This is a genomic window from Candidatus Pelagibacter sp. Uisw_121, from assembly GCF_047722545.1.
GTDB lineage: Bacteria > Pseudomonadota > Alphaproteobacteria > Pelagibacterales > Pelagibacteraceae > Pelagibacter.
Genome location: NZ_CP159816.1, coordinates 515,214 through 541,923 on the forward strand (window position 1 = coordinate 515,214; position 26,710 = coordinate 541,923).

Here is a 26,710-nt window from a genome sequence, read left to right on the forward strand (position 1 = left end):
ATGAAACTTTTAATTATTGTAATATCGTTAATTTTTTTTATTATTAACCCTATCAAAGCAATTGATTTAAAGATTGTTTACATAGACACAGATAAAATCTTGAATGAGTCAAAAGCTGGAATAGATATAAAAAAACAATTAGATGCTATTAACAAAAAAAATGTTTCTAAATTTAAAAAAATTGAAAAGGAACTAGTTGAAGAAGAAAAAAAAGATTTCTCAACAAAAAAACATTCTTTCTAAGGAAGAATTAGAAAAAAAAATTAAAGTCTTGCAAGAAAAAGTTGTCAAATTTAATAATGATGTAAAAAAAAATAAGAATGACCTGATCCAAAAAAATAAAAATGCCACAGAAAAGATCTTAAGTTCTTTAAACTCTATTCTATCTAATTATGCATCAAAAAATTCAGTTCATATTATTCTTCAGAAAAAGCACATAGTTATAGGAAGAGAGGATTTAGATATAACAAGCGAGATTTTAGGTACAGTAAATCAAAAAATTAAGAATATAAAATTACAATAATTATGACGAATTCTTTAAATAAAAAAGAAATAATTGAATTATTACCTCATAGAGAACCCATGCTTCTTATAGAAGAGTTAATCGATATTAAAAAATTATTTTCTGCAACAGCAATTGTAAATGTTAAAAAAAGTAGTTTTTTTGTACAAGGACATTTTCCTGACAATCCAGTTATGCCTGGAGTTTTGATTGTTGAGGCTTTTGGTCAAGCAGCGGCAGCTCTTACTGCGCATGGGATTGATAAAGAAACTTATGAAAATAAACTTGTTTTTTTAATGGGTGTTGAAAAAGCAAGATTTAGAAACCCTGTTATTCCTGATTGTAAACTTGAATTACATATAGAGGCAATCAGATCACATGGAAGAGTATGGAAATATAAAGGTGAAGCCTTTGTTGAAGGTAAAAAAATGGCTGATGCCATATGGTCGGCAACTATTGTTGATAGAAAATAATCAGTAATAATTCTTGATAAGTAAATCTTTAAAATTTTGATAAAAAACTTTATCAATGATTAATCCATTTTTTAAAAATAGAGGTCCTATAAAAATTAATGAAATTTTAAACTCTGCAAATATTACAAATAAGTTTGATTATACAGACACAAAAATTTTTGATGTTAAGGATCTTATTCTCGCATCAAATAATGATATTACCTTTTTTCATTCAAAAAATTATGAAAATGCAGCTTCAACCACTAAAGCAACTTATTGTATAACAACAAAACAATTGTCAAACATTTTACCAAAAAGCTGCAAACCTATTGAAGTTGATAATGTTTTAATCTCAACTGCAATGATTACTAAAATCTTTTACCCAGACGCTATTACCGACGATTTTGATCCTCAAACTGAAAACATTGAAAAAACATCTTTCCATAATACAGTAAAACATGGTCAAAATATATTAGTTGGAAAAAATATTAAAATTGGAATTAACTGTTTAATAGGTCACAATACTATAATTGAAAGCAATGTTACTATTGGTGACAATTGTTCAATAGGATCAAATGTTATTATAAGAAATTCTATAATTAAAAATAATGTCTCTATTTTGGATGGATGTGTAATTGGAAAAAAAGGTTTTGGTTTTTTCCCTAATAATACTCTCAATATTCGATACCCTCATATAGGAATTGTAATAATTGAAGATAATTGTGAAATAGGATGTGGCTCCACAATTGACAGAGGATCTTTATCTAACACTATTATTGGAAAAAATACTTTCTTAGACAATCAGGTTCATATAGCTCACAACAATAAGATAGGTAAAAATTGCATTATAGCTGGTCAAGTTGGTTTTGCTGGAAGCTCTACATTGGGAAACAATGTAATGATTGGTGGGCAAGCGGGCATATCAGGTCACTTAAAAATTGGTAATAACGTACAAATTGGTGGTGGTTCTGGTGTTATAAAAAATATTCCAAGCGATTCTAAAGTGATGGGTTACCCGGCTAAAGATTTAAAAAAGTTTATTAAAAATAACAAATGATACACAAAACTGCAATAATAGATTCAAAGGCCAAGATTTCTTCAAATGTAGCAATAGGTGCTTACTCTGTAGTAGGACCTGATGTAGAAATTGATGAAAATACAATTATTCACTCACATGTTGTTATCTCAGGAAATACTAAAATTGGTAAAAATAATAAAATTTATTCATTTGCATCTATTGGTAATGACCCTCAAGATTTAAAGTACAATGGTGAAGAAACTAAATTAATTATTGGGAATAAAAATACTATTAGGGAGTATGTAACTATAAATCCTGGGACAGTAGGTGGTGGTAGTGAAACGATAATTGGTAATAATTGCCTGTTAATGATATCTAGTCATGTTGCACACGACTGCTTAGTGGAAGACAATGCAGTTATTGCAAATAATGTTGCCATCGCAGGTCATGCTCAAATTGGAAAAAATGTTATTATAGGAGGAAACTCAGCTGTACAACAATTTACAAGGATTGGTAAAATGGCAATGATAGGAGGTATGACAGGGGTTCTTCACGATGTAATACCATATGGACTATCAACTGGTAACAGAAATATTTTACAGGGATTAAATTTGATAGGTTTAAGAAGAGCTAAATTTGAAAATGAAGAAATCTTAGGTTTGAACAAAGCTTATAAAGAGATATTTGCCACCAAAAGTTTAACAGAAAATATTAGCAAATTAAATGGCTCTTTTAGAAATAGCGTTTTGGTAAAAGAAGTGATTGAGTTCATTACAAAAGATAAAAAAAGATCTATTTGCACACCATTTTCATAAGATGATAGGATTAATTTTCGGTGATACTGATTTTCCAAAAAAAATTCTTAAAAAAGTTAAGAAAAAAAATATTAATTATTTGATAATAGATTTATCAAAATCAAAAAAGTTTAAAAAAGATAAAAAATCTTATTCTGTTTCAATTGGTCAATTTGGTAAAATAATTAATATTTTGAAAGAAAATAGTTGTAAAAAAGTACTGTTTGCTGGCAAGGTTCATAAGCCTAATTTTTCTAGTTTAAAATTAGATTTTAAAGGTATTTTTTACATACCAAAAATAATCAAAGCCTCAAAATTAGGAGATGCTGCTGTTTTAAAAGAAATTATAAGAATTTTAAGTCAAAACCAAATCAAAACAGAAAGCTCATTGAAATTTAACCCTGAATTAACCCTTAAAAAAGGAAATTACTCTAAAGTTAAACCAAACAATCAAGACTTATTAGATGTGGGAAAGGCGATTAAAACGCTAAATAATTTAGGACAGTATAATTTTAGTCAAGGTGTTGTTGTTAGAAATAAAAAAGTTGTGTCAATTGAGGGAAGGGATGGAACTGAAAAAATGCTCAGAAATAGTAAAAGTAAAAAATTTAGAAATCATGGAGTTTTAGTCAAATTTCCCAAAAAAAAACAAGATCTCAGAGTTGACTTACCAACCATTGGTTTCAAAACTTTAAAACAATGTAAAACCGCAGGATTAAAAGGTGTAGTTATAAAAGGCAAACAAAATGTTTTTTTAGATAAAAACAAATGTATTAACTTTGCTAATAAAAATAAGATGTTTATTACTGCCAAATGAAAAAAATATTTATTGTAACCGGTGAACCCTCAGGAGATAAATTAGCTTCTAAAGTGATTTCCAAACTTATGAATAAAGATTCTAGTATTGAATATTTATGTGTTGGAGGTACTCATTTAAACTCATTAGGTGTTAAATCAATTTTTGACCTTAAAGATATAACCTACATTGGTTTTACTAGTGTTTTGTTAAATATTTTCAAAATTAAAAGTAAGATAAATAAAACAGTCGATGAAATATTAAAATTTAATCCTGATATCTTATTTAGTGTTGATAGTCCTGACTTTACTTTGAGAGTTGCAGAAAAAGTTAAAAAAATTAATAAAAAAATTAAAACCATTCATTATGTTGCTCCACAAGTATGGGTATGGAGAGAGGGTAGAGTTAAGAAATTTAAAAATTTTTTAGATCATGTTCTGCTTTTATTCGATTTTGAAAAAAAATATTTTGATAAGGAAAATATTCCTAATACTTTTGTTGGTCATCCTTTACTAGAAAATGAAATGAAAAATAAAATAGATTTATCAAATATTATATCTACTGATAAAAAGATTATTTCACTATTTCCTGGTAGCAGATCCTCTGAAATATATTTACTACTGCCAATTTTAATCAGTTTTATTAACTTAATGAATGCAAATTTTGATGATTATCTGTTTATTTTTCATGCTACAGAAGAAAACAAAACTAAGATTAATCAAAAAATTAAAATTTCCAATATACAAAATGTTGAAGTTATTTCTGATGAAAATATTAAGAAACAAATATTAGGTAAATCTATTTTTGCTGTTTCAAAATCTGGAACTGTTTCACTTGAAATTTGTAATGCTAAGGTGCCATCTTTAATAATTTATAAAATGAATTTTTTGAATTATCTAATAGTTAAATTATTAGTAAAAATTAAGTATGCAAATATAATTAATATAATTAATAATAAAGAAATTATTCCTGAATTAATTCAAAAAGAATGTAATGCTAAAGAGATTTATAATTCAGTTCTTTATTTTTTAAAAAACCCTGAAATGATGAAACAACAAGTTCATGATTGTGAAAAAACTTTATATAAAATTAGATCAAAAACTTCATCCTCTGATGAAGCTTCGTTGGTATTAACTAAGTTTCTTGTCAGTTAATCTCTTTATTACTTCTTCTTTATCTAAAGATATAATTATATCATAAATACCTGGTCCAAACTTAGAACCTGTTAAAGCTATCCTAAGTGGCTGTCCAACTCCTTTAAAGTTTGTATCATTTATTTTAATAAGCTTATTAATAATAGGTTCTAGAGTTTCTTTGCTTAGTTTATCCACCTTTTCTAATTCATTACTAAAATTTGAAATAACTTTTTTTGCCTTATCGTCAATTAATTTCATATCGTCTTGAAGAAATGACACATCATCGAAAATTATATATTTTCCGTTTGTATATATATCCTCTAAAGTTTTAGCTTTATTTTTTAAAAAAGTTAATGATTTTTTAATCTTATCTATTTTATTAGACTTAATTTCAGTTTTAAACAATTTGCAGTACTCGATGAATTGATCAAACAATTCTTTTTCACCCATATTTTTTATGTAGTGTTCATTCATCGATAAAATTCTACTCATATCTAATTTAGAAGGAGATTTACCAATTCCTTCTATATTAAAGTATTTTATACTTTCATTTAAAGTGAATATTTCTTTATCTTTAAAAGACCATCCAAGTCTTAAAAGATAATTCCTTAGTGCATCAGGCATTATTCCAATTTTAGAATAATCATCTAATGTCGAGGCGTTATCTCTTTTTGATAGTTTTTTACCCTCTACAGTATGAATGAGAGGAATATGTGCGAACTGTGGTAACGCCCATTTCATAGCTATATATATTTGCATTTGTTTGAAAGTATTAATCTTATGATCATCTCCTCTAATAATGTGACTCATATTCATCTGATGGTCATCAACAGTTGCTGAAAGGTTATATGTAGGAGTTCCATCATTTCTTAAAATTATGAAATCTTCAATCGTGTTATTATCAATTTCAACATCACCTTGAACTAAATCTTTTAATATAGATGTTCCTTCAATTTTACTCTTAAATCTAATTACAGGCTTTATATCCTTGGGAGCATCAGTTTCTGCACGGTCTCTCCATTTTCTATTATAAATATAAGGAAGTTTTTTTTGTCTTGCTCTTTTTTTTTGTTCTTCAATTTCATCACTTGAGCAATAGCATTTATAAGCATTTCCATTTTTAAGTAATTCATTTGCAACCTTTATATGATCGTCAATTTTTGTTGATTGGATATATTCTTCACCATCATGCTCTATACCTATCCATTTCAATGATTTAATAATTTGAAACTTGTGCTCATCTTTAGATCTTTCTTTATCAGTATCTTCAATTCTTAGGTGAAAAGTGCCATTTTTATTTTTTGAATATAACCAATTAAACAAAGCCGTTCTTACACCTCCAATATGTAGGGCCCCAGTTGGAGAGGGAGCAAATCTTGTTGCTACTTTTGACATTGAGAATGTTTAGACTATTTTTTTAGAAGTTTCTATATAAAGATACTAAAACTCCCTGAACTTTAACTCGATCTGGACCAAATATCTTAGTTTCATAGTTTCTATTAGCACTTTCAAGTGCAACTGTTTTGCCTTTTCTTCTAATTCTTTTCAACATAGCTTCATGTTCATCTATTAAAGCTACAACAATTTTACCATTATCAGCTGTATCTGATCTTTTTATGATAACTGTATCACCTTCATTAATTCCAGCTTCAATCATTGAGTCACCTTGAACTTTAAGACCAAAATATTGACCATTTTTTTCAAGATTGTTTGGAAGAGGTATTCTAGAAACTTCATTTTGTATAGCTTCTACTGGTGTTCCTGCAGCTATACTACCTAACACAGGTATTTCCATCTCATTAATTTTAACATCTTCTGTATCTAGACCACCCTTGATAACGCTAGGTGAAAAGCTATTGTAAATATCATTGGCAGAAGCTGTTTCAGGAAGCTTTATAACCTCTAAAGCTCTTGCTTTATGGGCCAACCTTCTAATAAAGCCTCTTTCCTCTAATGCACTAATTAATCTGTGAATTCCTGATTTAGATTTTAAATTTAAAGAATCTTTCATTTCCTCGTATGAAGGAGATACGCCTGAGGCTCTCAACTTTTTGTTGATGAATAAAAGCAGATTTTTTTGTTTTTTAGTTAGCATAAGAACAAATAAAGTACAAAAACTGTTCTACAAGTGTTCTTCTAATTCAGCAATAGCTAAAAACTGTTTAAAATAGAGGTTTATTCGACTAGAGAACCGAAAAAATTGAATTTTTATTCAAATTTTTTAAAAGTGATTCACCAATTAAAAAAGTTTTTATTTCTGTTTTGTTCTCTAAAGAAAGAAGTTCTTCCTTTGTTTTAATACCACTTTCAGAAATTAAAGGAGAGGTGTGATTACTTAAAACACTATAGATATCATAAGTTGTATTAAGGTCTGTTTTTAAAGTTTTAAGATTTCTATTATTTATCCCAATTAATGCTTCTTTAAAGTTAAGAGCTTTCTCGGCTTCCTCAATTGTATGCACCTCAACAATTATTGACATATTAAGTCTCATAGCTTCTTCATATAATTCATTAGCAAGGTCATCAGAAACACCAGCCAATATAATTAATATTGCGTCCGCACCATAACTTTTTGCAAGAGGTACTTGAAACTTATCAATAAAAAAATCTTTACAAAGAACAGGTAAGTTTATTTTTTCTTTTACTTTACTAATATCACTTAGGTTGCCCAAAAAGAAATCTTCTTCAGTTAGAATTGATAAACATGTTGCTTTATTGTTATCATAGATTTTTGCTATTTCTATAGGGTTATAATCGTCAATTATAATACCAGCAGACGGGCTTGCTTTTTTTATTTCTGCAATTAAAGAGATTCTATTATTATCAATGTTATTTTGAATTTTATCTTTAAAGTTAATAAATGTTTTATTTTGATCTATTTGTTCATTTAAAGCATTTATTGAAATTGATTCTTTTAATAAATCAATTTTTTCAATTTTTTTTTTAATAATTTCTTCTAGTACGTCTCTAGACATTCTGAATTTCCTTTAAGTCACTGTATGTTTTTCCTGATAAAATATGTGTTCTAGCTTCATTATAAGCATCAATAAAGATTGTATGCTTTTCTGAAACAATAAGGCCTGCTGCAGCATTTAAACAAACAGCTTTTGAAAAATCGTTATCCTCGCCTTTAAATATATCCAGCATTTTATTCGCATTAAATTTCGCATCGTCGCCAAGTAAATCTTCAAATTTATTTGCATCTACATTTAGTTTTATAGGATCAATTAAAATTTCAGAAATTTCACCATTTTTTAATTGAACAACATTAGTTTTTGAATATGGTGATATTTCATCTAATCCATCTTCACTATTTACAATCCAGGCAAATTTAATATTTAAATTACTTAAGGCATTAGCAAAAATTTTTAATAGCTTTTTATCAAAAACACCAACTACTTGTCTGTCAACTAGGGCAGGGCTACTTAAGGGACCAATCATATTAAAAATTGTTCTTTTACCTATTTTTTTTCTTGTTGGACCAACAAATCTCATTGCACTGTGATAGTTAGGTGCAAACATAAAACCAAAGTGATGTTTTTTAATTTGCTCTTCAATATCCTTTGGCTCTAAATCTATTTTTATGTTCAAAGCTTCTAAAACATCTCCTGAACCACATTTAGAGGAAACAGCTTTATTACCATGTTTTGCAACCTTAATACCCATACTAGACAGAAGTAAAGCGGAAGCTGTAGAGATATTAAGTGTGTTCATACCGTCTCCACCCGTTCCACATGTATCAATACAATCTTTAACGTTAACTCTTTTAGATTTATTTCTTAAAACATAAACCCCTCCAGCAATTTCATCTGAGATCTCACCTTTAGATGAAAGTAGAGTTAAAAAATCAAATATCTCATCATCTGATGCTTTACCATCCATTAGTATTTCAAAAGCATTTTTGCTTTCATTGAACGATAAGTCTTGTTTATTTTTTAATTTATCTAAGAAAATTTTCATTTATTTTTGTAGTTAATAAAATTTTTTAATATTTTAATTCCAATTATAGTCTTTATACTTTCAGGATGAAACTGAACACCGTGGATATTATATTTTTTATGCATTATACCCATGATAGTTCCATCTTTTGTTTCTGCAGTAATTTCAAGCTGATCAGATAACGTTTTTTTATCAATTATAAGGCTATGATATCTTGTAGCTTCAAATTTTGCAGGAAGATTTTTAAGTATACCTATTTTTTTTGATTTTATGGTGCTGGTCTTTCCATGCATTAACTTATTTGCTTGAATAATATTTGAACCAAAAACTTGACCAATAATTTGATGACCTAAACACACGCCAAGAGTTGGTATTTTTTTATATAGCGCTTTTACTATTTTGATACAATTCCCTGATTGATTTGGATTACCGGGTCCTGGTGATATAATAATTTTATCATATTTGTTCTTTATTATTTGTTGATGACTAATTTCATCATTTCTAATTACATCAACTGTAACACCTAGTGATGACACATAGTGATATAAGTTAAATGTAAAACTATCATAATTATCTATTAATATAATTTTCATTATCTTAAGGCATTCATTAATGCTTTTGCTTTATTTACAGTTTCTTCGTATTCTTTAATTGGATTACTATCAGCTACTATTCCTGCACCAGCTTGAACATAGAACTTTTTATTTTTTGCAACAGCAGTTCTTAAAGCGATACAGGTATCAAATTCACCATTTGCAGAAAAATAACCTATTCCTCCAGCATAAACTTTTCTTTTAGTTTTTTCTAGTTCATCAATTATTTCCATAGCTCTAATTTTAGGTGCACCAGAAACAGTTCCAGCAGGAAATCCAGCAAGTAACGATTTAAATTTTGAAAATTTTTTATTATAAACTCCTATTACATTAGAAACTATATGCATTACATGAGAGTACTTCTCAATGATAAAACTTTCTGTCACTTCAACTGTTCCTATTTTAGAGACTTTACCAGCATCATTTCTTCCTAAATCAAGTAGCATTAAATGTTCAGAAAGTTCTTTTTTATCTTTAAGTAAATCTTTAGCAAAAAAATTATCTTCTTTTAAATTTTTACCTCTAGGTCTAGTTCCAGCAATTGGCCTAACAGTAATTTTGTTATCTCTTAATCTAACTAAAATTTCAGGACTAGCTCCTATTATTTGAAAATCTTCAAAATTAAAAAAATACATAAATGGAGAAGGGTTAGTAATTCTAAGTTTTTTGTAAATTTCTAAGGGTGTTTTGGATAAATTAGCTTCAAATCTTTGACTTAAAACTACTTGAAAAATATCTCCAATTTTAATGTATTTTTTTGCTCTATTAACCATTCTTAAAAACTTGTTTTTTGATGTGTTGGATTTAACTTTGATATTAGTTTTTGTATTACTATTAGAATTACCTTTTATACGAGAAGCCTGTATTAATAGGTTGTTAATTTCATTGTCAATTTCAAAATATTTTCTTTTGTAATCTGAAATTTTCTCATCATTGTAAATATTTATAATATAGAAAATCTTTTTTTTAAGGTTATCGTGAATAATTAATGTCCTTGGTCTTAAAAGTCTAACGTCAGGTAGATTTAAATCATCCATACATTTGTTTGGAATTTTTTCTATATATCTTATTGAGTCATAAGAGAAATACCCTGATAATAAAGAACAAATAGGTGGGAGACCTACGGGTGTTTTAAACTTAAATTCTTCTATTATCTTTTCTATAATTTTTTCTGGCTCACCTTTAATTTTTTTTTTGACATTATTGGTAGTTAGATAAGAGTTTCTATTATTAAATTCCCATATCTTATCTGGATTTTTGCCAAAGATAGTGTATCTTCCTCTTATCTTACCTTTTTCCACTGACTCAAAAATAAAACTATTTTTTTCTACTAGAAAATTGTCAATTAGGTTTAAAACTTCTTGATCATCTTTTATTTTTTGAGAAGTATATATTATTTGATTTTTGTTTCTTGAGTGTTGAAACTTAAAATCCTTAAAGTTTCGATTTAGTATCATTTAAAGTAATTTTTTACTCTATCTAGAGTTTTTTCATTAACAATCACCTCATATTTATTGTTTAAAAGGTAATCGTATGATTTTAATATTACGTTTCTATTTTCTGCACTTGCTTCGTTAGTGATTGCATTTAGCAAATTTGAATCTTGAGAAATTTTTGTATCTTCAAATTTTATAACCTTAGCTATAAATATGTTATCTTCTCTGTCAGCAATTAAAGTAAAAGTGTTAATTGGCAGTGTATATAAAATTTTAACAGAATTATTTTCAAATTTATTAATATCTTTAATTGAGTTTAATTGGATTTTTTCAAACTCACCGTTCCCAAGTTTATCAAATGAAGCTTGGTTAAATTCATTTTTGTCTAACTGACTCAGTATATCTTTATTAAATTCAAATTTTTCTTTTTGAAATAGAAGGTTAGTTATTTGTTTTACAAATCTTTCATCATTTAAATTTGGTAATTTTTGAATAACACTATCTATTTGATAAAAGATAAATGTTCCTTTGTCTTCTAGTATTTCAATCTCGTCTTTTCTAGAATTGTAGATTTTATTTTCAATTGTTTCTTTATTTTCTAAATTTATATAATCATTTTTTGTTATTACATCGATATTCAACTCATTTGTAATTGTCTTAAAATCAACGTTTTTAGATATTTTGTTATCAATTTCATCAATAACATCGAAAAAAGCTTGATTAAAATCATCAATACCTAATAAGTTTTTTGGTGTTAATATCACATATGAAAAATCAATATAATCTTGTTTAAGTTTTTCTGAATTTTCATCAATAAAAATTTTAATTTCTTGATCAGTAAACTCATCAGTTTTTTTATAAAATTTATTCAATTTAATAAATTCAATATCTAATTTTCTATTTTTTTCTATAAAATGCTTATCTGTTAAAAACTTAGGAGATTTTGCTCCACCACTTATATAGGTAAATAATTCTCTTTGTAGAGCGTTATTCTTTAATTCCATTTCATACATAGCTGCACTCATACTATTTGTTAGTAAGAACTTTTCATAAAGTGTTCTTTGAAAGTTACCATTCTCATCTAAAAAGTTTTTATTTTTCTTAAGAGTTTCTGCAATTATTGTATCTGAAATGACTAAGTTAAAATCTTTTATTTCAAGATTAAGTAAAGTGGATGAAACCAAAGAGGACAAAAGTTCTTCAATTACATTTTTGTCAATATTCTCTTTTATTACTTGCTGACTTAAGCCTGATTGATTTAGGTAATCCATGAAATCTTGTGTAGAGATATTAGTATTATTTATTTTAGCTATATTATTTTGATTTCCAGTGTTAAATCCTCCACCAAATCCACCAAAGCCAAAAGCTATAACAATAACAAAAATTAGTATTAAGCCACCTATCTTTTTTTTTGTAAAATTTCTTAATGGATTTATCATTGCATTATTAATTTATTGATCTTTAAAATACCAAGCTATAGATTAAATTCTTCATTATGACAAATAAATATATGTATTTTGTAGCTAATTGGAAAATGTATGGGAATTTATCTTCCTTAAATACATTGGATAAAGTTATCAAATTTTCAAAATCAAAAGAAATAAAGGGAGGTAGATTAATTTACTGTCCTCCAAATACTTTAATAAGTTCTTTTTCAAAAAAATTTAATAATTGTCAAATTGCTATTGGTGGACAAAATTGTCATGAAAGTAAAGATTATGGTGCCCATACTGGCCATGTTAATTCGCGTATGTTAAAAAATATTGGCGCTCATTTTGTAATTATTGGTCATTCAGAAAATAGAGAGCAGGGTGAAAGTGACAAACTAATTAATCTAAAAATAAAAAGTGCTCTCGAAGCTAAATTAAAAGTTATTTTTTGTATTGGTGAAACTTTAGGTGAAAAAAGAAAAAAAAAGACGCGCTCAATTTTATCTAAACAAATTCAAATTGGTTTAAAGAATATTAGAGATAAATCAAAAATCTTTTTAGCTTATGAACCCGTTTGGGCTATAGGCAGTGGTCTTATACCGAACCCTCAAGATCTTTTTGAAACAGTAGAATTTATCAAAAGTAAATTTAAGGATAAATTACCAAAAGTTTTATATGGGGGTTCTGTAAATCCTCAAAATATAACAATCCTAAGAAAAATTAATAATATTGATGGTTTTTTAATTGGTGGAGCATCTCAAGATGCTAAAAAATTTATTGATATAGTCAAAAAAACATATACTTAACCCTCATGGAAAATATTCTATTAGTAGTCAACTTAGTACTAGCAACAATACTTGTGCTTTTGATACTGGTTCAAAAATCTGAAGGTGGAGCACTTGGTATAGGTGTTTCCCAAGATAATTTTATGCTTTCAAGATCTGCTGGTAATTTCATGAGTAAGGCTACTGCTGTAGTTGCAACTTTATTCATAATTTGTAGCTTAGCTTTAACAATAATTTCTAGAGGTGAATTAACACCTACATCTTCTGTGCTGGATATCATTGAGGAAAAGTCTGGTGATACACCTTCAATTCCTGAGAATAATAATTAATCCTTTTAAATTCATTAATTAATCGCTATAAGATAATACCATGGCGCGATTTATTTTTGTAACCGGCGGTGTGGTTTCTTCATTAGGAAAAGGTCTTTCTTCAGCTTCTCTTGCTTACTTATTACAATCTAGAGGTTTTAATGTACGTTTAAGAAAATTAGATCCTTACTTAAATGTTGACCCAGGAACGATGAGTCCCTTTCAACACGGTGAAGTGTTTGTAACAGACGATGGTGCAGAAACAGATTTAGATTTAGGTCATTACGAAAGATTTTCTGGAATATCTGCAAAAAAATCTGACAATATTACAACGGGAAAAATTTACAGCGATGTTTTAAGAAAAGAACGTAAGGGAGGTTACCTTGGAAAAACAGTTCAAGTTATCCCACACATAACTGACCGCATTAAAGATTTTATAAAAAGTGATACATCAAAAGAGGACTTTATAATTTGTGAAATTGGTGGCATAGTGGGTGACATAGAAAGCCTACCTTTTGTTGAAGCTATTAGACAATTCTCCAATGATGTGGGTAAAAAAAATGCTTTATTTATACACTTAACTCTAGTTCCGTACCTTAAAGCATCAGATGAAATAAAAACGAAACCTACTCAACATTCAGTAAAGGAACTAAGAAGTCTTGGTATACAGCCAGATATAATTATTTGTAGATCTGAAAGACCCATTCCTCTAGAGCATAGAAAAAAAATATCTTTGTTCTGTAATGTTGGAATTGAAAATGTGATTCAAACTGTTGATGTAAAAACTATTTATGAAGCGCCGATTAGCTTCAATAGAGAAAATTTAGATAAACAGGTACTTGAGTACTTTAAGATGAAATCTAAAAAAAAAAGTAAATTTAAATCCTTGGAAAAAAATTACGAAAACTATTCTAAATACAAAAAAAACAATCAATATTGCAATTATTGGAAAATATGTTGAGCTCAAAGATGCTTATAAATCATTAGACGAGGCTTTAACACATGGTGGTATTGATAATAATTCTAAAATTAATTTAGTGAGAATAGATTCTGAGAACTTAAAAATCTCTGAAATTAAAAAAAAATTACAAGGTGTTTCTGGAATTTTGATACCAGGTGGATTTGGTAAACGAGGAACAGAGGGAAAAATTGAAGCAATTAAGTATGCTAGAGAGAAAAAAATTCCTTTCTTTGGAATTTGTTTTGGTATGCAAATGGCTATTATTGAGTTTGCAAGAAATAAGTTAAATATAAAGAAGGCCACATCAAGTGAGTTTGGATTAAGAGGAATACCAATTATTGGTTTAATTTCTGAATGGAATAAAGATGGTAAATTAATTAAAGGTACTGATAAAGATCTTGGTGGCACTATGAGACTTGGTCTTTATGAAGCCAAATTAAAAGAAAATTCTCTGATTAGAAAAATCTATAAATCAAAATCAATTCAAGAAAGACATAGACATAGATATGAAGTTAATATTGATTATAAGGATCAATTTGAAAAAAATGGCCTAATCTTTTCAGGATTATCTCCAGATAAAAAATTACCAGAGATTATTGAGCTAAAAAACCACCCATGGTTTATAGCTGTTCAATTTCATCCAGAATTTAAATCTAGACCTTTAGCGCCACATCCTTTATTCTCATCATTTATCAAAGCTGCTAAAAATCATAGATGAAAAATATAAAAGTTAATTGTGGAAATATAGAAATTTCAAATAATAATAAAATTTTTATTATTGCTGGCCCATGCCAACTTGAGACTGAACAACATGCCATGGACATGGCAGGTAAGATTAAAGAAATTACCTCCAAGTTTAATATGGGTTTTGTTTATAAAACATCTTTTGATAAAGCTAATAGAACAAGTTTAAAAGGCCAAAGAGGTATGGGTCTTGAACAATCCTTACCTATTTTTGATAAGATCAAAAAAGAATTAGATGTTCCAATATTAACTGACATACATAATGCTGAACAATGTGTGGTCGTAGCTCCGCATGTTGATGTATTACAAATTCCTGCATTTTTATGTAGGCAAACAGATTTATTAATTGCTGCAGCCAAAACTGGAAAAATTATAAATGTTAAAAAAGGTCAATTCCTAGCACCCTGGGATATGGTTAATGTTACAAAAAAAATTGCAGAATTGGGCAATAATAATATTTTAGTCACAGAAAGAGGAGCAAGCTTTGGTTATAATACTCTTGTCTCTGATATGAGATCTTTACCTATAATGGCAAAAAATGGTTATCCTGTTATTTTTGATGCCACACATTCAGTTCAACAACCTGGAGGTCTAGGTGAGACTAGTGGTGGACAAAGAGAGTTTGTTGAATACTTAGCAAGAGCTGCGGTTGCTGTTGGTGTTGCCGGTGTTTTTATTGAATCACATCAGGACCCAGATAATGCTCCATCCGATGGACCCAACATGGTTCCATTAGATAAATTAGAAAAATTACTATCTCAATTATTTGAAATAGATAATCTAATCAAAAAATAAATGAGTAAGATTTTAAAGATAATAGCTCGTCAAGTATTTGATAGTCGAGGAAACCCAACAATTGAAGCAGAAGTTTATTCAAAAAATTTAAGTGCCTCAGCTATTTGCCCCTCAGGTGCTTCAACTGGAACTTACGAAGCCTTTGAAAAAAGAGACAGCAATAATAAAAAATATTTAGGTAAGAGTGTTTTAGGTGCAGTCAATTTAATCAATACAAAGATTTTAAAAAAATTAATAGGTAAAAATATTCATGATCAAACGCGTATAGATACCATTTTAATTAATCTTGATGGTACCCGGCAAAAAACAAGCTTAGGTGCTAATGCTATCTTAGCAGTTTCTATGGCTGCTAAGAAACTTTCTGCAAAAATCAAAAATGTACCTTTATACAAAACATTTTTAGTTAAGAATAATTACAAATTACCTTACCCGTTAATGAATATTATTAATGGAGGAGCACATGCAAATAATGGATTAAGAATTCAAGAATTTATGATTAGACCTGATAAGGCCAGGAGTTTTTCAGAAGCCATGAGAATATGTTTTGTTGTAATTAACAATTTAAGAAAATTGATTACAAAAAAAGGATTATCAACATCTGTAGGAGATGAAGGAGGCTTTGCTCCAATGATTAGTAGTAATGAAAAGGCTTTGGATTTAGTTGTTGCTGCAATTAATAAGTCTGGTTTTAAAAACGGTAAAGATGTCTCAATTTGTTTAGATGTTGCAGCAAATGAATTAATTAAGAAAGACAAATATTCTATCCATTCAAAGAAATTTGTTACAGTAGATAAATCTATTAATGAATATAAGAAGATAATAAATAAATACAAAATTAAATCTATTGAAGATCCATTTGGAGAAAATGATTGGGCTGCATGGAACAAATTAATGAACCAAACCAATAATGTGCAAATAGTTGGTGATGATTTGTATGTAACTAATTTAGAAAGACTTAAAAAAGGTTTTTTAAATAACTCGTCAAATTCAATATTAATTAAACTTAATCAAATTGGTACGGTATCTGAAACACTAGAAGTTATTAAGTTTGCGCAAATTATTGGTTATAAAACAATAATTTCTCATAGATCTGGAGACAGTGAAGATACTTTTATAGCAGACCTTGCTGTAGGTACTAATTCAAATCAAATCAAAACTGGATCTTTAGCTAGATCAGAACGTGTTGCAAAATATAATCAATTATTACGTATAGAAGAAGAGCTTGGAAAAAAAGCATCAATGAGTAAAATTCATTAATGCTAGGTAAATTAAAAAAGAATTACTTTTTATTAATCTCTACTTTTTTAATACTTTATTTTTTCTTTAACCTTCTAGATGGCGAAAGAGGCCTTTTTTCTTATTTTAAAAAAAAAGAAATTTTAATTAATCTAAAGATTGAAGAAAATGATTTATCCAACAAAATCGAAGATCTTGAGTTTAAAAATTCTCTATTAAGCACTAAATTAGACCTAGATTATGTTGAAACTTTAATAAGAGAAAAATTTATGTTTGGCAAAGAAGGGGAGACCCTTTATATAATTAATAGGAATGACAATTAAACCAAGACACCCAGAAAAAGTTAACAAACCAGTAAATCCAATTAAAAAAAAACCTGATTGGATAAGGTCTAAATTAACCAACAGCAAAGAATTCTTCTTAACCAAAACTATAGTTAATCAAAACAATTTAGTAACAGTTTGTCAGGAAGCTAATTGTCCAAATATTACAGAATGTTGGAGTAAGCGTCATGCTACGTTTATGATTATGGGTGATACTTGCACTAGAGCATGTGCTTTCTGTGATGTTAAAACAGGAAAGCCTGAAAATTTAGATCCATTTGAGGCTTACAAAATTTCAAATGCAGTTCACAAACTTAATCTTAAACATGTTGTTATAACTTCTGTTGATAGAGACGATTTAGAAGATGGAGGTTCCAATCATTTTTTTGATGTAATTGCAGCTATAAGAAAAAAAAACCCTCAAACTTCCATTGAAGTTTTAACCCCAGATTTTTTAAGAAAGGGCGACTCTTATAAAAAAATTTTAGAAGCAGACTTAGATGTTTTCAATCATAATATTGAAACAGTTCCAAGACTTTATTTAAAAGTTAGACCAGGTGCGAGATATTTTGGTTCATTAGAACTTTTAAAGAATGTAAAAAAAATTAATAAAAAAGTTTTTACTAAATCAGGGCTAATGGTTGGTTTAGGAGAGAGTATAGATGAATTAATTCAGGTAATGGATGACTTAAGATCTGCAGATGTAGATTTTTTAACAATTGGGCAATATTTACAACCTTCTGTTAAACATCATCCATTAGAGCGATATTACCATCCAGATGAATTTAAGGATTTAGAAAATATTGCAAAGTCTAAAGGTTTTTTATTAGTTTCTTCTTCACCACTAACAAGATCTTCTTATCATGCTGATGAAGACTTTGCTAAACTTCAACAAAATAGATTAAACAAACATTAATGCCCAAAGCCTCAGTAACTAGGCAGATAGCTCGAGAAAAAAAGAAATTAATCGATTTTGTTTTAGACATAGAAAAATATCCTGAGTTCATTCCTTTTTGTATTGATTCAAAAGTCTATGAAAAAGAAGATAAACAAGACGAGATAGTAATTGTTGCGGATCTTACTATTGGTAGAAAACCTTTTGTGGATACCTATAAAAGTGATGTTCGTTATGATAAAAAAAATGATTCAATACATGTCACAAATATTGGTGGTCCTTTAAAACATCTTGAAAATAATTGGAAATTTATACAAAAAAAAAATTATACAGAAGTTCAATTCGATGTTGATTTTGAAATAAAAAATAAGTTTTTAAATTTAATTATGGAAAAATCGTTCCAATTTGGCTTAAACAAAATTGCTGATGCATTTCAAAAAAAAGCAGAAAATCTCTAATAAAAAATAAATTAAGATTACTTTAGATAATTTTATTAATTATTTCTAAAGAGGTTTTGACTGTCAATTTTTGTATAGATATTCTATTTTTATTTTTAAACAGATTTTTTTTAGCTATTATTTTGTTTCCCTTTTTAACACCTATATAAACTAAACCAACTGGCTTTAATTTTGTACCACCATTTGGACCAGCAATACCTGTAATTGATATAGATATATTTGCTTTACTAATTTTGCTTAAATTTTTAACCATTGATAAACAGCATTCTTCGCTGACAGCACCATATTTTTCTATTATTTTATTAGGAACCTTGAGAATGTTAACTTTTGCTTTATTTGAATAAGTAATTAGACCTAAATTAAATACCTTAGAGGAACCACTTATTGAAGTTATTGAACTAGTTAAAAGACCACCTGTACAGGATTCAGCAAATGAAACTTTAAGTTTCTTTTTAATTAATTTTTTTACAACTTTATTAGCTAAATTTTTCATTATAAAACGTAACTTTTAATAATCATGAAACACACAAGTGTTAATACAACATAAAATCCAGCACAAATATCATCCATAATTACACCAAAACTATTCTTAAAGTTCCTATCAAAAAAGTTTACAGGAAATGGTTTCATGATATCAAAATATCTAAAAAGAATAAAAAATAGAGCATAATAAACAATAGCTTCACCAGCATCTTTTGTTGTTCCATGAGATATCTCATATAGATATATGGGTATTGATTGACCTAAAAATTCATCAATTATGATTTCACCTGGATCTTTATTCTCATTATTTTCTATATGACTTGAAACGGCGTAAAATGAGTAAATAAATATTATTATCAAGCCAAATAAAATTATATTTGGTGAAATATTTAAAGTGTGAAATAGATAATAAAGAATAATTACAGTCGCCAGTGACCCAAATGTTCCAGGCATATATCTAATTTTACCAAGACCAAACATAGTAACTAATAATGAGTTGAAAGATTTAATCATTTTTAATAACAGAAGCTATTACTTCACAAGCTATAGCTTTTTCTTTACCAATTACACCTAACTTTTCAGTTGTTTTACCTTTTATATTGATTTGAGTAGGGGAGATATTACAAATTTTTGCAATACAGTTTATTATTTGTTTTTTATATTTTTGAATTTTAGGTTTTTGAGTAATGATATTTATATCAAGATTATTGACTAAGTAACCTTTTTTTATAGTTTGCTTAATTATCTCACTTAATAGAATTGTAGATCTAATATTTTTAAATTTCTTACTCTTATCTGAGAATTTTTCACCAATATCACCCATAGAACAAGCTCCAAGAATTGCGTCTGTTACAGCATGTAACACAGGATCTCCATCTGAATGACCTAATGTCCCAACAGATGAGGGTATTTTAACCCCACCTAAATAAAGTTTTTTATTAGGTACTAATCTATGAACATCAAAACCTAGTCCAAATTTTATTAAATTGTTTAATTTAATATCTGTATTTACTGTAATTTTATTATTAGTAGTTTCACCTTTTATAATTTTTATTTTTTTACCAGCTCTTACAAACAAATTTGCATCATCAGTAACCTCGGTACTTTTATTACTTTGAAGTGAATAAAGTTTTTTATAGTTAAAAGCTTGAGGTGTCTGGATTAAGTAAATATTTTCTCTTTTTAAATTTTTAACAATATTTGAAGTTTTTTGTTTAACTGAATCTGCAGTTTGGATTGCAGGAATTACACAATCATTTATCTTTAATCCATCCATTAATTTCCTTAAAAGTTTTTGAGAAAAATTTGGTCTTGCAGCATCATGAATTATTACATTTTTAAAATTATTTTTTTTAATACTTCTTAAGGCTTTATATGCCGATTCTGCTCTTGTTTTACCACCTATGATAATTTTGATATTTTTGATATTAAGTTTTTTGATATAATTTTTATGTCTTTTATTTACTACAAGAACAATTTTATTAAATTTATTAAAAACTTTAGCTTTATCTATCGAATGTAATAATAAAGGCTTACCTTTATAATTTGTGTAGGGTTTTGGAATAGTTGAATTAAATCTTTTACTTTCGCCACCAGCAAGTATTATAAAACAACTATTCATGATAAAAATATATAACACATTATTTTGTTCTCAATGATTGATTTTATTAAAAAAAATATATTCATCATTGTAATATTTTTAATCACTTTATTCATAGGTTTTATAACTTTTTTAACATTTATTGATAAAAGTTTTTTAAAACTATCTGACAATAATCTCCAGATTTTATTAATTGGAAATATTGCACTATTAATACTTCTTTTCTTTATGATATTTTCAGAAGTAAGAAATTCCTTAAAGATAGATGTTGATGTAAGTGGTTATAAAGCCAATAGAAAATATATAACATTTTTTGCATTATTTACTTTAATTCCTTCAATTTTAATTTCTTTATTTTCATTATTTCTTCTTTCATTTGCACTTGATAAATATCTGGATAAGAAAATTACAACAGCAGTTAATAACTCTTATGAAATTGCAAAAAGCTATACTGAAGAAGTTAGAACAAAAACACAATCAGAGATAATTTTAATAGCATTTGATTTAAACAAAAGTATCAATTTTTTAAACACAAATATTAATCAATTTAAAAGTTTTCTAAATACTCAAAAATTAATTAGAGGTATGGATGAGGTTCATATTATTGATGGTAATGGGAATTTATATCTATCAACATTACAAGATAACACATTGTATACTCCACCTTTAAGTGATGCTTTAGAAATGGTCCAAAATGATAAAAGACCTCTTAAAATTATTAATGCCTTTAAAAATCAAACAGCATCTATCATAAAACTTGAAAACTTTGATGGTAAGTATTTATATATAATTAAATATTTAGATAAAAAAATTTCTCAATATTTAGTGGAATCTCAAGAGGCATTAAATTTTTATTACACAGTTTTAAATAAGCAAACTGGAATTAAGATATCATTTGTATTTATTTATCTTGTTATAGTCTCATTGTTATTATTTGTATCAATATCAATTGCCATAAGATTTTCATCAAGATTTTTTAGATCTATTAATAATTTGATTATTGCATCTTCCAATATTGGAAAAGGGAATCTAGATATTAAAGTACCAGAAATTAAAACTGATAAAGACATGGAGGTTTTAAATCAAAATTTTAATTTAATGATCGATAAATTAAAATCTCAACAAGAGAAACTTATAATTAAAGAAAGACATGAAGCTTGGGAAAATTTAGCTAGAAAATTAGCTCATGAAATTAAAAATCCACTTACACCCATCCAATTAACTATTGATAAATTAAAGAGCAAATATTCAGAAAAAATAGCAGAACATGAAAAAAATGATTTTTCTAAAAGCCTGTTCATTATTGGAAAACAAATTAAACAAATAGAAAATTTAGTTAATGAATTTTCTGATTTTGCTAGAATGCCCAAGCCAATTCTTAAGGATAATAACTTGGTTTCACTGATAAAGGATAACATTAAACTAACAGGTGAATTGGACAGTGAAATAGCAATTAACTTTAGGTTGAATAAACCAGAAGTTCTATTAAATTCTGATAGTGAACAATTAAGTAGAGTATTCTTAAATTTACTTAAAAATGCCATTGAAAGCGTACAGGAAAAAAAAATAGGTAATGATAATTTTGTTGGTAAAATTGATGTTACTCTTAATGAAAATGAGGAAGATATTAACTTTATAATTGTTGATAATGGTTTAGGTTTTGGAATACTTGCTGATAATATAAAAAATATTTTAAACCCTTATTTTACAACTAAAAAAAAAGGTACTGGCTTAGGTTTGGCTATTGTTAATAAAATAATTAATGACCATAACGGTAAAATAAATTTTATACCACTTGAGGATGGCGCAAAAATAGAAATTATATTCACTAGGTAATGAGTACTGAAATATTAATTATTGATGATAATGCTGATATTAGAAATATAATTAATGACCTAATAATTGAAGCTGGCTACAAAACAAGATTGGCCGCAAACTACAATCAAGCTTTAAACGAGATTGATAAAAAACTTCCAGATGTTGCAATTATAGATGTTAAGCTAGACAAAGGTGACAATGATGGTCTAGAGCTTTTATCACATATTAAGACTAAGGATAAAAATATCCCAGTTATAATAATTACAGGACATGCAAATGTAGAAATGGCTATTAAGGCTTTAAAAGCCGGCGCTTTTGAATTTATTGAAAAACCTTTTAATCAAGAAAGATTATTAAATTTTGTTAATAGAGCTGTTGAAAATATAAACCTTAAAAATAAGAATAAGGAATTTGAAAGTAAACTTTTTTATTCTTATGATTTAATTGGTATTAGCGACAATATTAAAAATATAAAAGAACAAATTAATAAAATTTCAGTTTCAGAAAGCAGAATTTTTATTAATGGTCCCACAGGCTCGGGTAAAGAATTAATTGCAAGAAAAATTCATAAAGAATTTAAAAGACAAAAAGGTCCTTTTGTTATTTTGAATGGTGCTTTATTAGATATCAAAAAATATGAACTAGAGCTGTTTGGTGAAGAAAAAGATAATGGTTCAATAACTTACGGTGCTCTAGAAAAGTCATCTGGAGGGATACTTTTAATTGATGAGATTTCTGAAATACCACTTGATACTCAATCTAAAATCTTAAGAGTTTTGATAGATCAAAAATTTAGAAGAATTAATGGTAATCATGATATTAATGTTGATGTAAGAATTATATGTTCAACTAGCAAGAATATAAAAAATGAAATTGAAAATGGTAGTTTTAGAGAAGATTTGTACCATCGATTAAATGTATTCGAAATTAATATTGATCCTCTAAAAAGTAGAGTCACAGATATACCTTTATTAGTTGAATATTTTTCTAAAAAAATTTCAACGAATTATAATTTAAAAAAATTAAGTATTGATACTAACAATAATTATTTACTTAATTATGATTGGCCTGGTAATGTTAGGGAATTAAGAAATCTTATAGAAAGAATCGCTATACTTTCACCTGATAGCTCTGACAAAATTTCAAATATCATTAAAGAATCCTTAAAAACGCCAGATTTTAATAATGTAACGTCAGAAAACTCTTTATCTATAACATTAAAAGAGGCTAGAGAAAATTTTGAAAAAGAGTATTTAACTACACAATTAAAAAAATTTAATGGCAATATTTCAAAAACTGCCGATTTTATAGGAATGGAAAGATCAGCCTTACACAGAAAACTCAAAGGTTTGGGTATAAAGGAATTAAATTAAATGAATATTATAATATGTGGTGCTGGTAGAGTAGGTTTTACTATAGCAAAAATTTTAAGTGAACAAGGTCACTCCATAACAGTAATTGATCAATCGAGCGAAGATATACAAAAGATAGATGACATACTAGATGTTAAGTCTATTGTTGGCAAGGGCACTTATCCATCAATTTTAGAAAAAGCAAACGCAGCTGATGCTGACATGATTATTGCAGTAACCCGTAATGATGAAATTAACATGTTGATATGTCAAATAGCATTTTCAATTTTTAATGTTCCAAAAAAAATAGCAAGGATTAGGTCACAAGATTATTTAAATCCTAAATTTACAAAAGTTTATAATAAAGAAAATCTACCAATAGATGTTATTATTTCACCTGAAATAGAGATAGCAAAATCTCTTCAAAGAAAATTGGAAGCTCCTGGCTCACTTGATAATGTTCCTTTTGCAAATAATAAAATTAGATTACTTGAGATTTTGATAGATACCAATTGTCCAATAAAAGATATTAAACTTAATGAGCTTACTAAAAATTTTCCAAAATTAGATTCAAACATAATGGGTGTAATTAGAGATGAAAAATTTATTTTATTAAAAAAAACTGACGTAATGCTTAAAGATGACAAAGCTTATGTTGTAATTAATGCCTCACAAATGATCGAAACTTTAACAGCTTTTGGCCATACAGAAAAAATTTCCAATAAGATTCTTATTATTGGTGGGGGAAACATAGGCTTTAACTTAGCAAAAAATTTAGAAGAAAGTTTTGATTCTGCTAGAGTTAAAATAATTGAAAAAGACAAAAAAAGAGCAGAGCTTATTGCAAGCCAATTAAATAACACAATTGTTATAAATGGTGACGCCCTAGACGAAGAAGTTTTATTAGAGGCAAATTTAGAAGAGGTTCAAACTGTTTTGGCGCTTACAAATGATGACGAAGATAATTTAATGGTAAGCGTGTTAGTTGAAAAATTTGCCAAAGATAATGATGAGTTAAGTGACAAAAGAACTATGGCTTTGATTAACAAACCTAATTATTCACTTTTACAAACTTCTCTAAAAATTGATGATTTTATTGATCCTAGAATGAATACTGTTTCTTGTATCTTAAAACATATTCACAAGGGAACAATAGAAAATGCCTACAGTATATCAAATGGTGAATATGAAATTATTGAAGCAGAAATTATTGAAACTTCAGAGTTAGTAAATAAGGAATTAAAAAATTCAAACTTGCCAGACGAAATAAGAATTGGTGCAGTTTTAAGAGGTGAAGAGGTTATTATTCCTAGATCAAATTTTGTATTTAAGAAACAAGATATTGTTGTACTTTTGGCTAAAAAAGATTTCTTACATGTTGTTGAAAACATGTTTCGTATAAGCTCTATTTAATCCAATGAAACATTTTAAACTCATTTACTTGAGTATTTTTTTTGGAATAGTTTCTATATTAGCTTTTTTTAATATTACTTACTCTTATTATCTAAATCTTTATCTAAATTTAAACACTTATATATACACATTCATAGTCTCTATTTTTTTAGCTATAACGTTTTATTACGTAAAAAGTAATGATGAAAAAAAAATAACAATATATGAAAAAATATTAACAATTCTTCTTGGTTATTTTTTATTACCTCTAGTAATTTCAATACCTTTTTACTTTAGTATTTATAATTTAACTTTTGTTAACGCTCTCTTCGAGTCAATTTCTGGGTTTACTTCAACTGGTTTTACTATATTTGATAATATTAACCACATTGATCAAAGCTTAATATTATGGAGATCGGCATCTCAATGGGTAGGGGGTCTTTATTTTTTATTTTCTATAATATTTTTAATTGATATCTTTGATAATAGTTTTAAAAAATCTTTAACTAACTTTTTATCTTTTAATAAATCTGAAACTTTCAAGCAAGCATTAAAAATATTTTTATTTTATTCACTAATTACACTTTCAGTTTTTATAATATTAAGTCTCTTTGATATTAGGTTATTTAATTCTCTAAATTTAGCAATGACCATAATTTCATCAGGTGGTTTTTTACCATCAAATGATTTGTCTAATATTTTGATAAATAATTCTCAAATTATAATTACATCAATTCTATTACTGTCTTCATTTTTTAGTATTTTTTTGATTTACAATTTAATCTTCACAAAAAATCATAACCTTAATTTCTTTAATGAAGATATTCATTTATTATTTTATTTTTTGTTTTTATTGATTATTTTTTTTGTATTTTTAAATTTTGAAAATAATTTTAGTAAATTATTTTTATCCCTAACAAGCAGTATATCTAATGTTGGGTTTTCTCTAAATAATTCTCCCAACAATTTATCTTTTATTTTTTTAATACTTGTTATAATTGGAGGTTCTTTTTTTTCTACAAGTTCTGGTATTAGATTTTTAAAAATTTATTCATTATTTAAATACTCAATTAATGAAATTCTTTCTTACAGTAGACCTAAGAATATTTATGTAAACAAACACTTATTTTCAAAAGATTCATTTGAGTTAGATGAAATTTATAAATACTTTCTATCAGTAATAGTTTTTATAATTTCTTTATTTATCTTAACTTTTTTATTAACTTTAAGTGGAATTAATTTTGAAAGCTCTTTTAAACTCTCAATTTTAACAATAATGAATACTGTAAACTCTTCAATGTTTGGTTTGGGTGATTTTAGCTTTTACGACCTACATTTTATGACCAAATATTATCTAATTTTCTTTATGATTGTTGGTAGACTTGAGCTTCTAACTTTATTGATTATTTGTAAAAAATTTCTTTTTAAAAATTAAATTCGTACTATAAATACACTTGTATTAAT

Annotated in this window: 28 protein-coding genes and 1 pseudogene; 19 read left to right on the plus strand and 10 right to left on the minus strand. The window is 27.0% G+C overall.

All coding sequences use genetic code 11. The annotated features are described in order from the left end of the window. From ABXT52_RS02665 to lpxB, 7 genes are read left to right on the plus strand one after another with little or no spacing between them, the layout of a single operon-like run. Complete coding sequence (locus ABXT52_RS02665; protein ID WP_415272343.1) at nt 1-243, plus strand: hypothetical protein; 243 nt, start codon at nt 1-3, stop codon at nt 241-243. Continuing rightward, nucleotides 197-523: an OmpH family outer membrane protein gene (locus tag ABXT52_RS02670; protein ID WP_415272344.1), complete on the plus strand. Its 327-nt coding sequence runs from the start codon at nt 197-199 to the stop codon at nt 521-523. The genes ABXT52_RS02665 and ABXT52_RS02670 overlap by 47 nt, the downstream gene beginning before the upstream one ends. 2 nt (nt 524-525) lie before the next feature. Then, the gene (fabZ, locus tag ABXT52_RS02675; RefSeq protein ID WP_415272345.1) at nt 526-975 is read left to right on the plus strand and encodes a 3-hydroxyacyl-ACP dehydratase FabZ; all 450 of its coding nucleotides are present in this window, start codon (nt 526-528) and stop codon (nt 973-975) included. A 55-nt stretch (nt 976-1,030) separates the two neighbouring features. Beyond that, nucleotides 1,031-2,011: a UDP-3-O-(3-hydroxymyristoyl)glucosamine N-acyltransferase gene (gene lpxD, locus ABXT52_RS02680; RefSeq protein WP_415272346.1), complete on the plus strand. Its 981-nt coding sequence runs from the start codon at nt 1,031-1,033 to the stop codon at nt 2,009-2,011. Further along, the gene (lpxA, locus tag ABXT52_RS02685; protein ID WP_415272347.1) at nt 2,008-2,787 is read left to right on the plus strand and encodes an acyl-ACP--UDP-N-acetylglucosamine O-acyltransferase; all 780 of its coding nucleotides are present in this window, start codon (nt 2,008-2,010) and stop codon (nt 2,785-2,787) included. Before lpxD ends, lpxA begins: the two co-directional genes overlap by 4 nt. 1 nt (nt 2,788) lies before the next feature. Next, a complete protein-coding gene (locus ABXT52_RS02690) occupies nt 2,789-3,583 on the plus strand; it encodes an LpxI family protein (protein WP_415272348.1) in 795 nt (264 codons plus the stop codon). Then, complete coding sequence (lpxB, locus tag ABXT52_RS02695) at nt 3,580-4,716, plus strand: lipid-A-disaccharide synthase (protein WP_415272349.1); 1,137 nt, start codon at nt 3,580-3,582, stop codon at nt 4,714-4,716. Before ABXT52_RS02690 ends, lpxB begins: the two co-directional genes overlap by 4 nt. On the opposite strand, the gene gltX is transcribed toward lpxB, so the two are convergent. From gltX to ABXT52_RS02730, 7 genes are all read right to left on the minus strand, one after another. Then, nucleotides 4,693-6,093 (minus strand): glutamate--tRNA ligase, encoded by a 1,401-nt coding sequence (gltX, locus tag ABXT52_RS02700; RefSeq protein ID WP_415272350.1) that lies wholly within the window; start codon nt 6,091-6,093, stop codon nt 4,693-4,695. The genes lpxB and gltX overlap by 24 nt on opposite strands. A gap of 22 nt (nt 6,094-6,115) precedes the next feature. Beyond that, nucleotides 6,116-6,793, minus strand: a complete 678-nt coding sequence (lexA, locus tag ABXT52_RS02705; RefSeq protein WP_415272351.1) for a transcriptional repressor LexA — start codon at nt 6,791-6,793, stop codon at nt 6,116-6,118. Between the two features lie 88 nt (nt 6,794-6,881). Further along, entirely contained in the window at nt 6,882-7,673 is a 792-nt protein-coding gene (locus ABXT52_RS02710; RefSeq protein ID WP_415272352.1) for an indole-3-glycerol phosphate synthase TrpC, read from the minus strand. Then, a complete protein-coding gene (gene trpD / locus ABXT52_RS02715; RefSeq protein WP_415272353.1) occupies nt 7,666-8,658 on the minus strand; it encodes an anthranilate phosphoribosyltransferase in 993 nt (330 codons plus the stop codon). Before trpD ends, ABXT52_RS02710 begins: the two co-directional genes overlap by 8 nt. After that, nucleotides 8,655-9,230: an anthranilate synthase component II gene (locus ABXT52_RS02720; protein ID WP_415272354.1), complete on the minus strand. Its 576-nt coding sequence runs from the start codon at nt 9,228-9,230 to the stop codon at nt 8,655-8,657. The genes trpD and ABXT52_RS02720 overlap by 4 nt, the downstream gene beginning before the upstream one ends. Next, nucleotides 9,230-10,684, minus strand: coding sequence for an anthranilate synthase component I (trpE, locus tag ABXT52_RS02725; RefSeq protein WP_415272516.1), 1,455 nt, complete (start codon nt 10,682-10,684; stop codon nt 9,230-9,232). Before trpE ends, ABXT52_RS02720 begins: the two co-directional genes overlap by 1 nt. Continuing rightward, the gene (locus ABXT52_RS02730) at nt 10,684-12,105 is read right to left on the minus strand and encodes a SurA N-terminal domain-containing protein (RefSeq protein ID WP_415272355.1); all 1,422 of its coding nucleotides are present in this window, start codon (nt 12,103-12,105) and stop codon (nt 10,684-10,686) included. The genes trpE and ABXT52_RS02730 overlap by 1 nt, the downstream gene beginning before the upstream one ends. Nucleotides 12,106-12,161: 56 nt before the next feature. On the opposite strand from ABXT52_RS02730, the gene ABXT52_RS02735 reads away from it, so the two are divergent. The 8 genes and pseudogenes from ABXT52_RS02735 to ABXT52_RS02770 all read left to right on the plus strand — a co-directional run bounded on the left by ABXT52_RS02735 (nt 12,162) and on the right by ABXT52_RS02770 (nt 18,601). Further along, nucleotides 12,162-12,902 (plus strand): triose-phosphate isomerase, encoded by a 741-nt coding sequence (locus ABXT52_RS02735; protein ID WP_415272356.1) that lies wholly within the window; start codon nt 12,162-12,164, stop codon nt 12,900-12,902. A 5-nt stretch (nt 12,903-12,907) separates the two neighbouring features. Next, nucleotides 12,908-13,210, plus strand: coding sequence for a preprotein translocase subunit SecG (gene secG, locus ABXT52_RS02740; RefSeq protein WP_415272357.1), 303 nt, complete (start codon nt 12,908-12,910; stop codon nt 13,208-13,210). 40 nt (nt 13,211-13,250) lie between these two features. Then, nucleotides 13,251-14,868 (plus strand): annotated as a pseudogene (locus ABXT52_RS02745) (CTP synthase). After that, nucleotides 14,865-15,689 (plus strand): 3-deoxy-8-phosphooctulonate synthase, encoded by an 825-nt coding sequence (gene kdsA / locus ABXT52_RS02750; RefSeq protein ID WP_415272358.1) that lies wholly within the window; start codon nt 14,865-14,867, stop codon nt 15,687-15,689. Before ABXT52_RS02745 ends, kdsA begins: the two are co-directional and overlap by 4 nt. Continuing rightward, nucleotides 15,690-16,946 carry a phosphopyruvate hydratase gene (gene eno, locus ABXT52_RS02755; protein WP_415272359.1) on the plus strand — a complete coding sequence of 419 codons (1,257 nt, stop codon included), beginning with the start codon at nt 15,690-15,692 and terminating at the stop codon, nt 16,944-16,946. It abuts the gene before it with no gap. Then, a complete protein-coding gene (locus ABXT52_RS02760; RefSeq protein WP_415272360.1) occupies nt 16,946-17,248 on the plus strand; it encodes an FtsB family cell division protein in 303 nt (100 codons plus the stop codon). Before eno ends, ABXT52_RS02760 begins: the two co-directional genes overlap by 1 nt. After that, nucleotides 17,238-18,164 (plus strand): lipoyl synthase, encoded by a 927-nt coding sequence (gene lipA, locus ABXT52_RS02765; RefSeq protein WP_415272361.1) that lies wholly within the window; start codon nt 17,238-17,240, stop codon nt 18,162-18,164. Before ABXT52_RS02760 ends, lipA begins: the two co-directional genes overlap by 11 nt. Further along, nucleotides 18,164-18,601 (plus strand): type II toxin-antitoxin system RatA family toxin, encoded by a 438-nt coding sequence (locus ABXT52_RS02770; RefSeq protein ID WP_415272362.1) that lies wholly within the window; start codon nt 18,164-18,166, stop codon nt 18,599-18,601. The genes lipA and ABXT52_RS02770 overlap by 1 nt, the downstream gene beginning before the upstream one ends. Before the next feature lie 22 nt (nt 18,602-18,623). On the opposite strand, the gene ABXT52_RS02775 is transcribed toward ABXT52_RS02770, so the two are convergent. From ABXT52_RS02775 to ispD, 3 genes are read right to left on the minus strand one after another with little or no spacing between them, the layout of a single operon-like run. After that, the gene (locus tag ABXT52_RS02775) at nt 18,624-19,094 is read right to left on the minus strand and encodes a CinA family protein (RefSeq protein ID WP_415272363.1); all 471 of its coding nucleotides are present in this window, start codon (nt 19,092-19,094) and stop codon (nt 18,624-18,626) included. Beyond that, the gene (locus tag ABXT52_RS02780; protein WP_415272364.1) at nt 19,094-19,597 is read right to left on the minus strand and encodes a phosphatidylglycerophosphatase A; all 504 of its coding nucleotides are present in this window, start codon (nt 19,595-19,597) and stop codon (nt 19,094-19,096) included. The genes ABXT52_RS02775 and ABXT52_RS02780 overlap by 1 nt, the downstream gene beginning before the upstream one ends. After that, nucleotides 19,590-20,705 (minus strand): 2-C-methyl-D-erythritol 4-phosphate cytidylyltransferase, encoded by a 1,116-nt coding sequence (gene ispD / locus ABXT52_RS02785; RefSeq protein WP_415272365.1) that lies wholly within the window; start codon nt 20,703-20,705, stop codon nt 19,590-19,592. Before ispD ends, ABXT52_RS02780 begins: the two co-directional genes overlap by 8 nt. A 33-nt stretch (nt 20,706-20,738) precedes the next feature. Between ispD and ABXT52_RS02790 the strand changes: the two genes are divergently transcribed. Genes ABXT52_RS02790 through ABXT52_RS02805 form a run of 4 tightly spaced genes read left to right on the plus strand, consistent with a single transcriptional unit; the run spans nt 20,739 to nt 26,681 of the window. Then, nucleotides 20,739-22,520 carry an ATP-binding protein gene (locus tag ABXT52_RS02790; RefSeq protein ID WP_415272366.1) on the plus strand — a complete coding sequence of 594 codons (1,782 nt, stop codon included), beginning with the start codon at nt 20,739-20,741 and terminating at the stop codon, nt 22,518-22,520. After that, complete coding sequence (locus ABXT52_RS02795) at nt 22,520-23,875, plus strand: sigma-54-dependent transcriptional regulator (RefSeq protein WP_415272367.1); 1,356 nt, start codon at nt 22,520-22,522, stop codon at nt 23,873-23,875. Before ABXT52_RS02790 ends, ABXT52_RS02795 begins: the two co-directional genes overlap by 1 nt. Continuing rightward, nucleotides 23,876-25,267 carry a Trk system potassium transporter TrkA gene (trkA, locus tag ABXT52_RS02800; protein WP_415272368.1) on the plus strand — a complete coding sequence of 464 codons (1,392 nt, stop codon included), beginning with the start codon at nt 23,876-23,878 and terminating at the stop codon, nt 25,265-25,267. 4 nt (nt 25,268-25,271) lie between these two features. Continuing rightward, on the plus strand, nt 25,272-26,681 hold the full coding sequence (locus tag ABXT52_RS02805; RefSeq protein ID WP_415272369.1) for a TrkH family potassium uptake protein: 1,410 nt from the start codon (nt 25,272-25,274) through the stop codon (nt 26,679-26,681). Nucleotides 26,682-26,710 lie beyond the last annotated feature (29 nt).

Bases quoted from the DNA above. Each gene is read 5' to 3' on its own strand.
- ABXT52_RS02720 (WP_415272354.1), bottom strand. From the start codon at position 9,230: ATGAAAATTATATTAATAGATAATTATGATAGTTTTACATTTAACTTA.
- ABXT52_RS02690 (WP_415272348.1), top strand. From the start codon at position 2,789: ATGATAGGATTAATTTTCGGTGATACTGATTTTCCAAAAAAAATTCTT.
- trkA (WP_415272368.1), top strand. From the start codon at position 23,876: ATGAATATTATAATATGTGGTGCTGGTAGAGTAGGTTTTACTATAGCA.
- ABXT52_RS02770 (WP_415272362.1), top strand. From the start codon at position 18,164: ATGCCCAAAGCCTCAGTAACTAGGCAGATAGCTCGAGAAAAAAAGAAA.
- ABXT52_RS02780 (WP_415272364.1), bottom strand. From the start codon at position 19,597: ATGATTAAATCTTTCAACTCATTATTAGTTACTATGTTTGGTCTTGGT.
- ABXT52_RS02795 (WP_415272367.1), top strand. From the start codon at position 22,520: ATGAGTACTGAAATATTAATTATTGATGATAATGCTGATATTAGAAAT.
- ABXT52_RS02710 (WP_415272352.1), bottom strand. From the start codon at position 7,673: ATGTCTAGAGACGTACTAGAAGAAATTATTAAAAAAAAAATTGAAAAA.
- lpxD (WP_415272346.1), top strand. From the start codon at position 1,031: ATGATTAATCCATTTTTTAAAAATAGAGGTCCTATAAAAATTAATGAA.
- trpD (WP_415272353.1), bottom strand. From the start codon at position 8,658: ATGAAAATTTTCTTAGATAAATTAAAAAATAAACAAGACTTATCGTTC.
- eno (WP_415272359.1), top strand. From the start codon at position 15,690: ATGAGTAAGATTTTAAAGATAATAGCTCGTCAAGTATTTGATAGTCGA.
- lipA (WP_415272361.1), top strand. From the start codon at position 17,238: ATGACAATTAAACCAAGACACCCAGAAAAAGTTAACAAACCAGTAAAT.
- ABXT52_RS02665 (WP_415272343.1), top strand. From the start codon at position 1: ATGAAACTTTTAATTATTGTAATATCGTTAATTTTTTTTATTATTAAC.
- gltX (WP_415272350.1), bottom strand. From the start codon at position 6,093: ATGTCAAAAGTAGCAACAAGATTTGCTCCCTCTCCAACTGGGGCCCTA.
- lexA (WP_415272351.1), bottom strand. From the start codon at position 6,793: ATGCTAACTAAAAAACAAAAAAATCTGCTTTTATTCATCAACAAAAAG.
- ABXT52_RS02775 (WP_415272363.1), bottom strand. From the start codon at position 19,094: ATGAAAAATTTAGCTAATAAAGTTGTAAAAAAATTAATTAAAAAGAAA.
- ABXT52_RS02790 (WP_415272366.1), top strand. From the start codon at position 20,739: ATGATTGATTTTATTAAAAAAAATATATTCATCATTGTAATATTTTTA.
- ABXT52_RS02735 (WP_415272356.1), top strand. From the start codon at position 12,162: ATGACAAATAAATATATGTATTTTGTAGCTAATTGGAAAATGTATGGG.
- secG (WP_415272357.1), top strand. From the start codon at position 12,908: ATGGAAAATATTCTATTAGTAGTCAACTTAGTACTAGCAACAATACTT.
- ABXT52_RS02805 (WP_415272369.1), top strand. From the start codon at position 25,272: ATGAAACATTTTAAACTCATTTACTTGAGTATTTTTTTTGGAATAGTT.
- lpxA (WP_415272347.1), top strand. From the start codon at position 2,008: ATGATACACAAAACTGCAATAATAGATTCAAAGGCCAAGATTTCTTCA.
- kdsA (WP_415272358.1), top strand. From the start codon at position 14,865: ATGAAAAATATAAAAGTTAATTGTGGAAATATAGAAATTTCAAATAAT.
- ABXT52_RS02730 (WP_415272355.1), bottom strand. From the start codon at position 12,105: ATGATAAATCCATTAAGAAATTTTACAAAAAAAAAGATAGGTGGCTTA.
- fabZ (WP_415272345.1), top strand. From the start codon at position 526: ATGACGAATTCTTTAAATAAAAAAGAAATAATTGAATTATTACCTCAT.
- lpxB (WP_415272349.1), top strand. From the start codon at position 3,580: ATGAAAAAAATATTTATTGTAACCGGTGAACCCTCAGGAGATAAATTA.
- ispD (WP_415272365.1), bottom strand. From the start codon at position 20,705: ATGAATAGTTGTTTTATAATACTTGCTGGTGGCGAAAGTAAAAGATTT.
- ABXT52_RS02760 (WP_415272360.1), top strand. From the start codon at position 16,946: ATGCTAGGTAAATTAAAAAAGAATTACTTTTTATTAATCTCTACTTTT.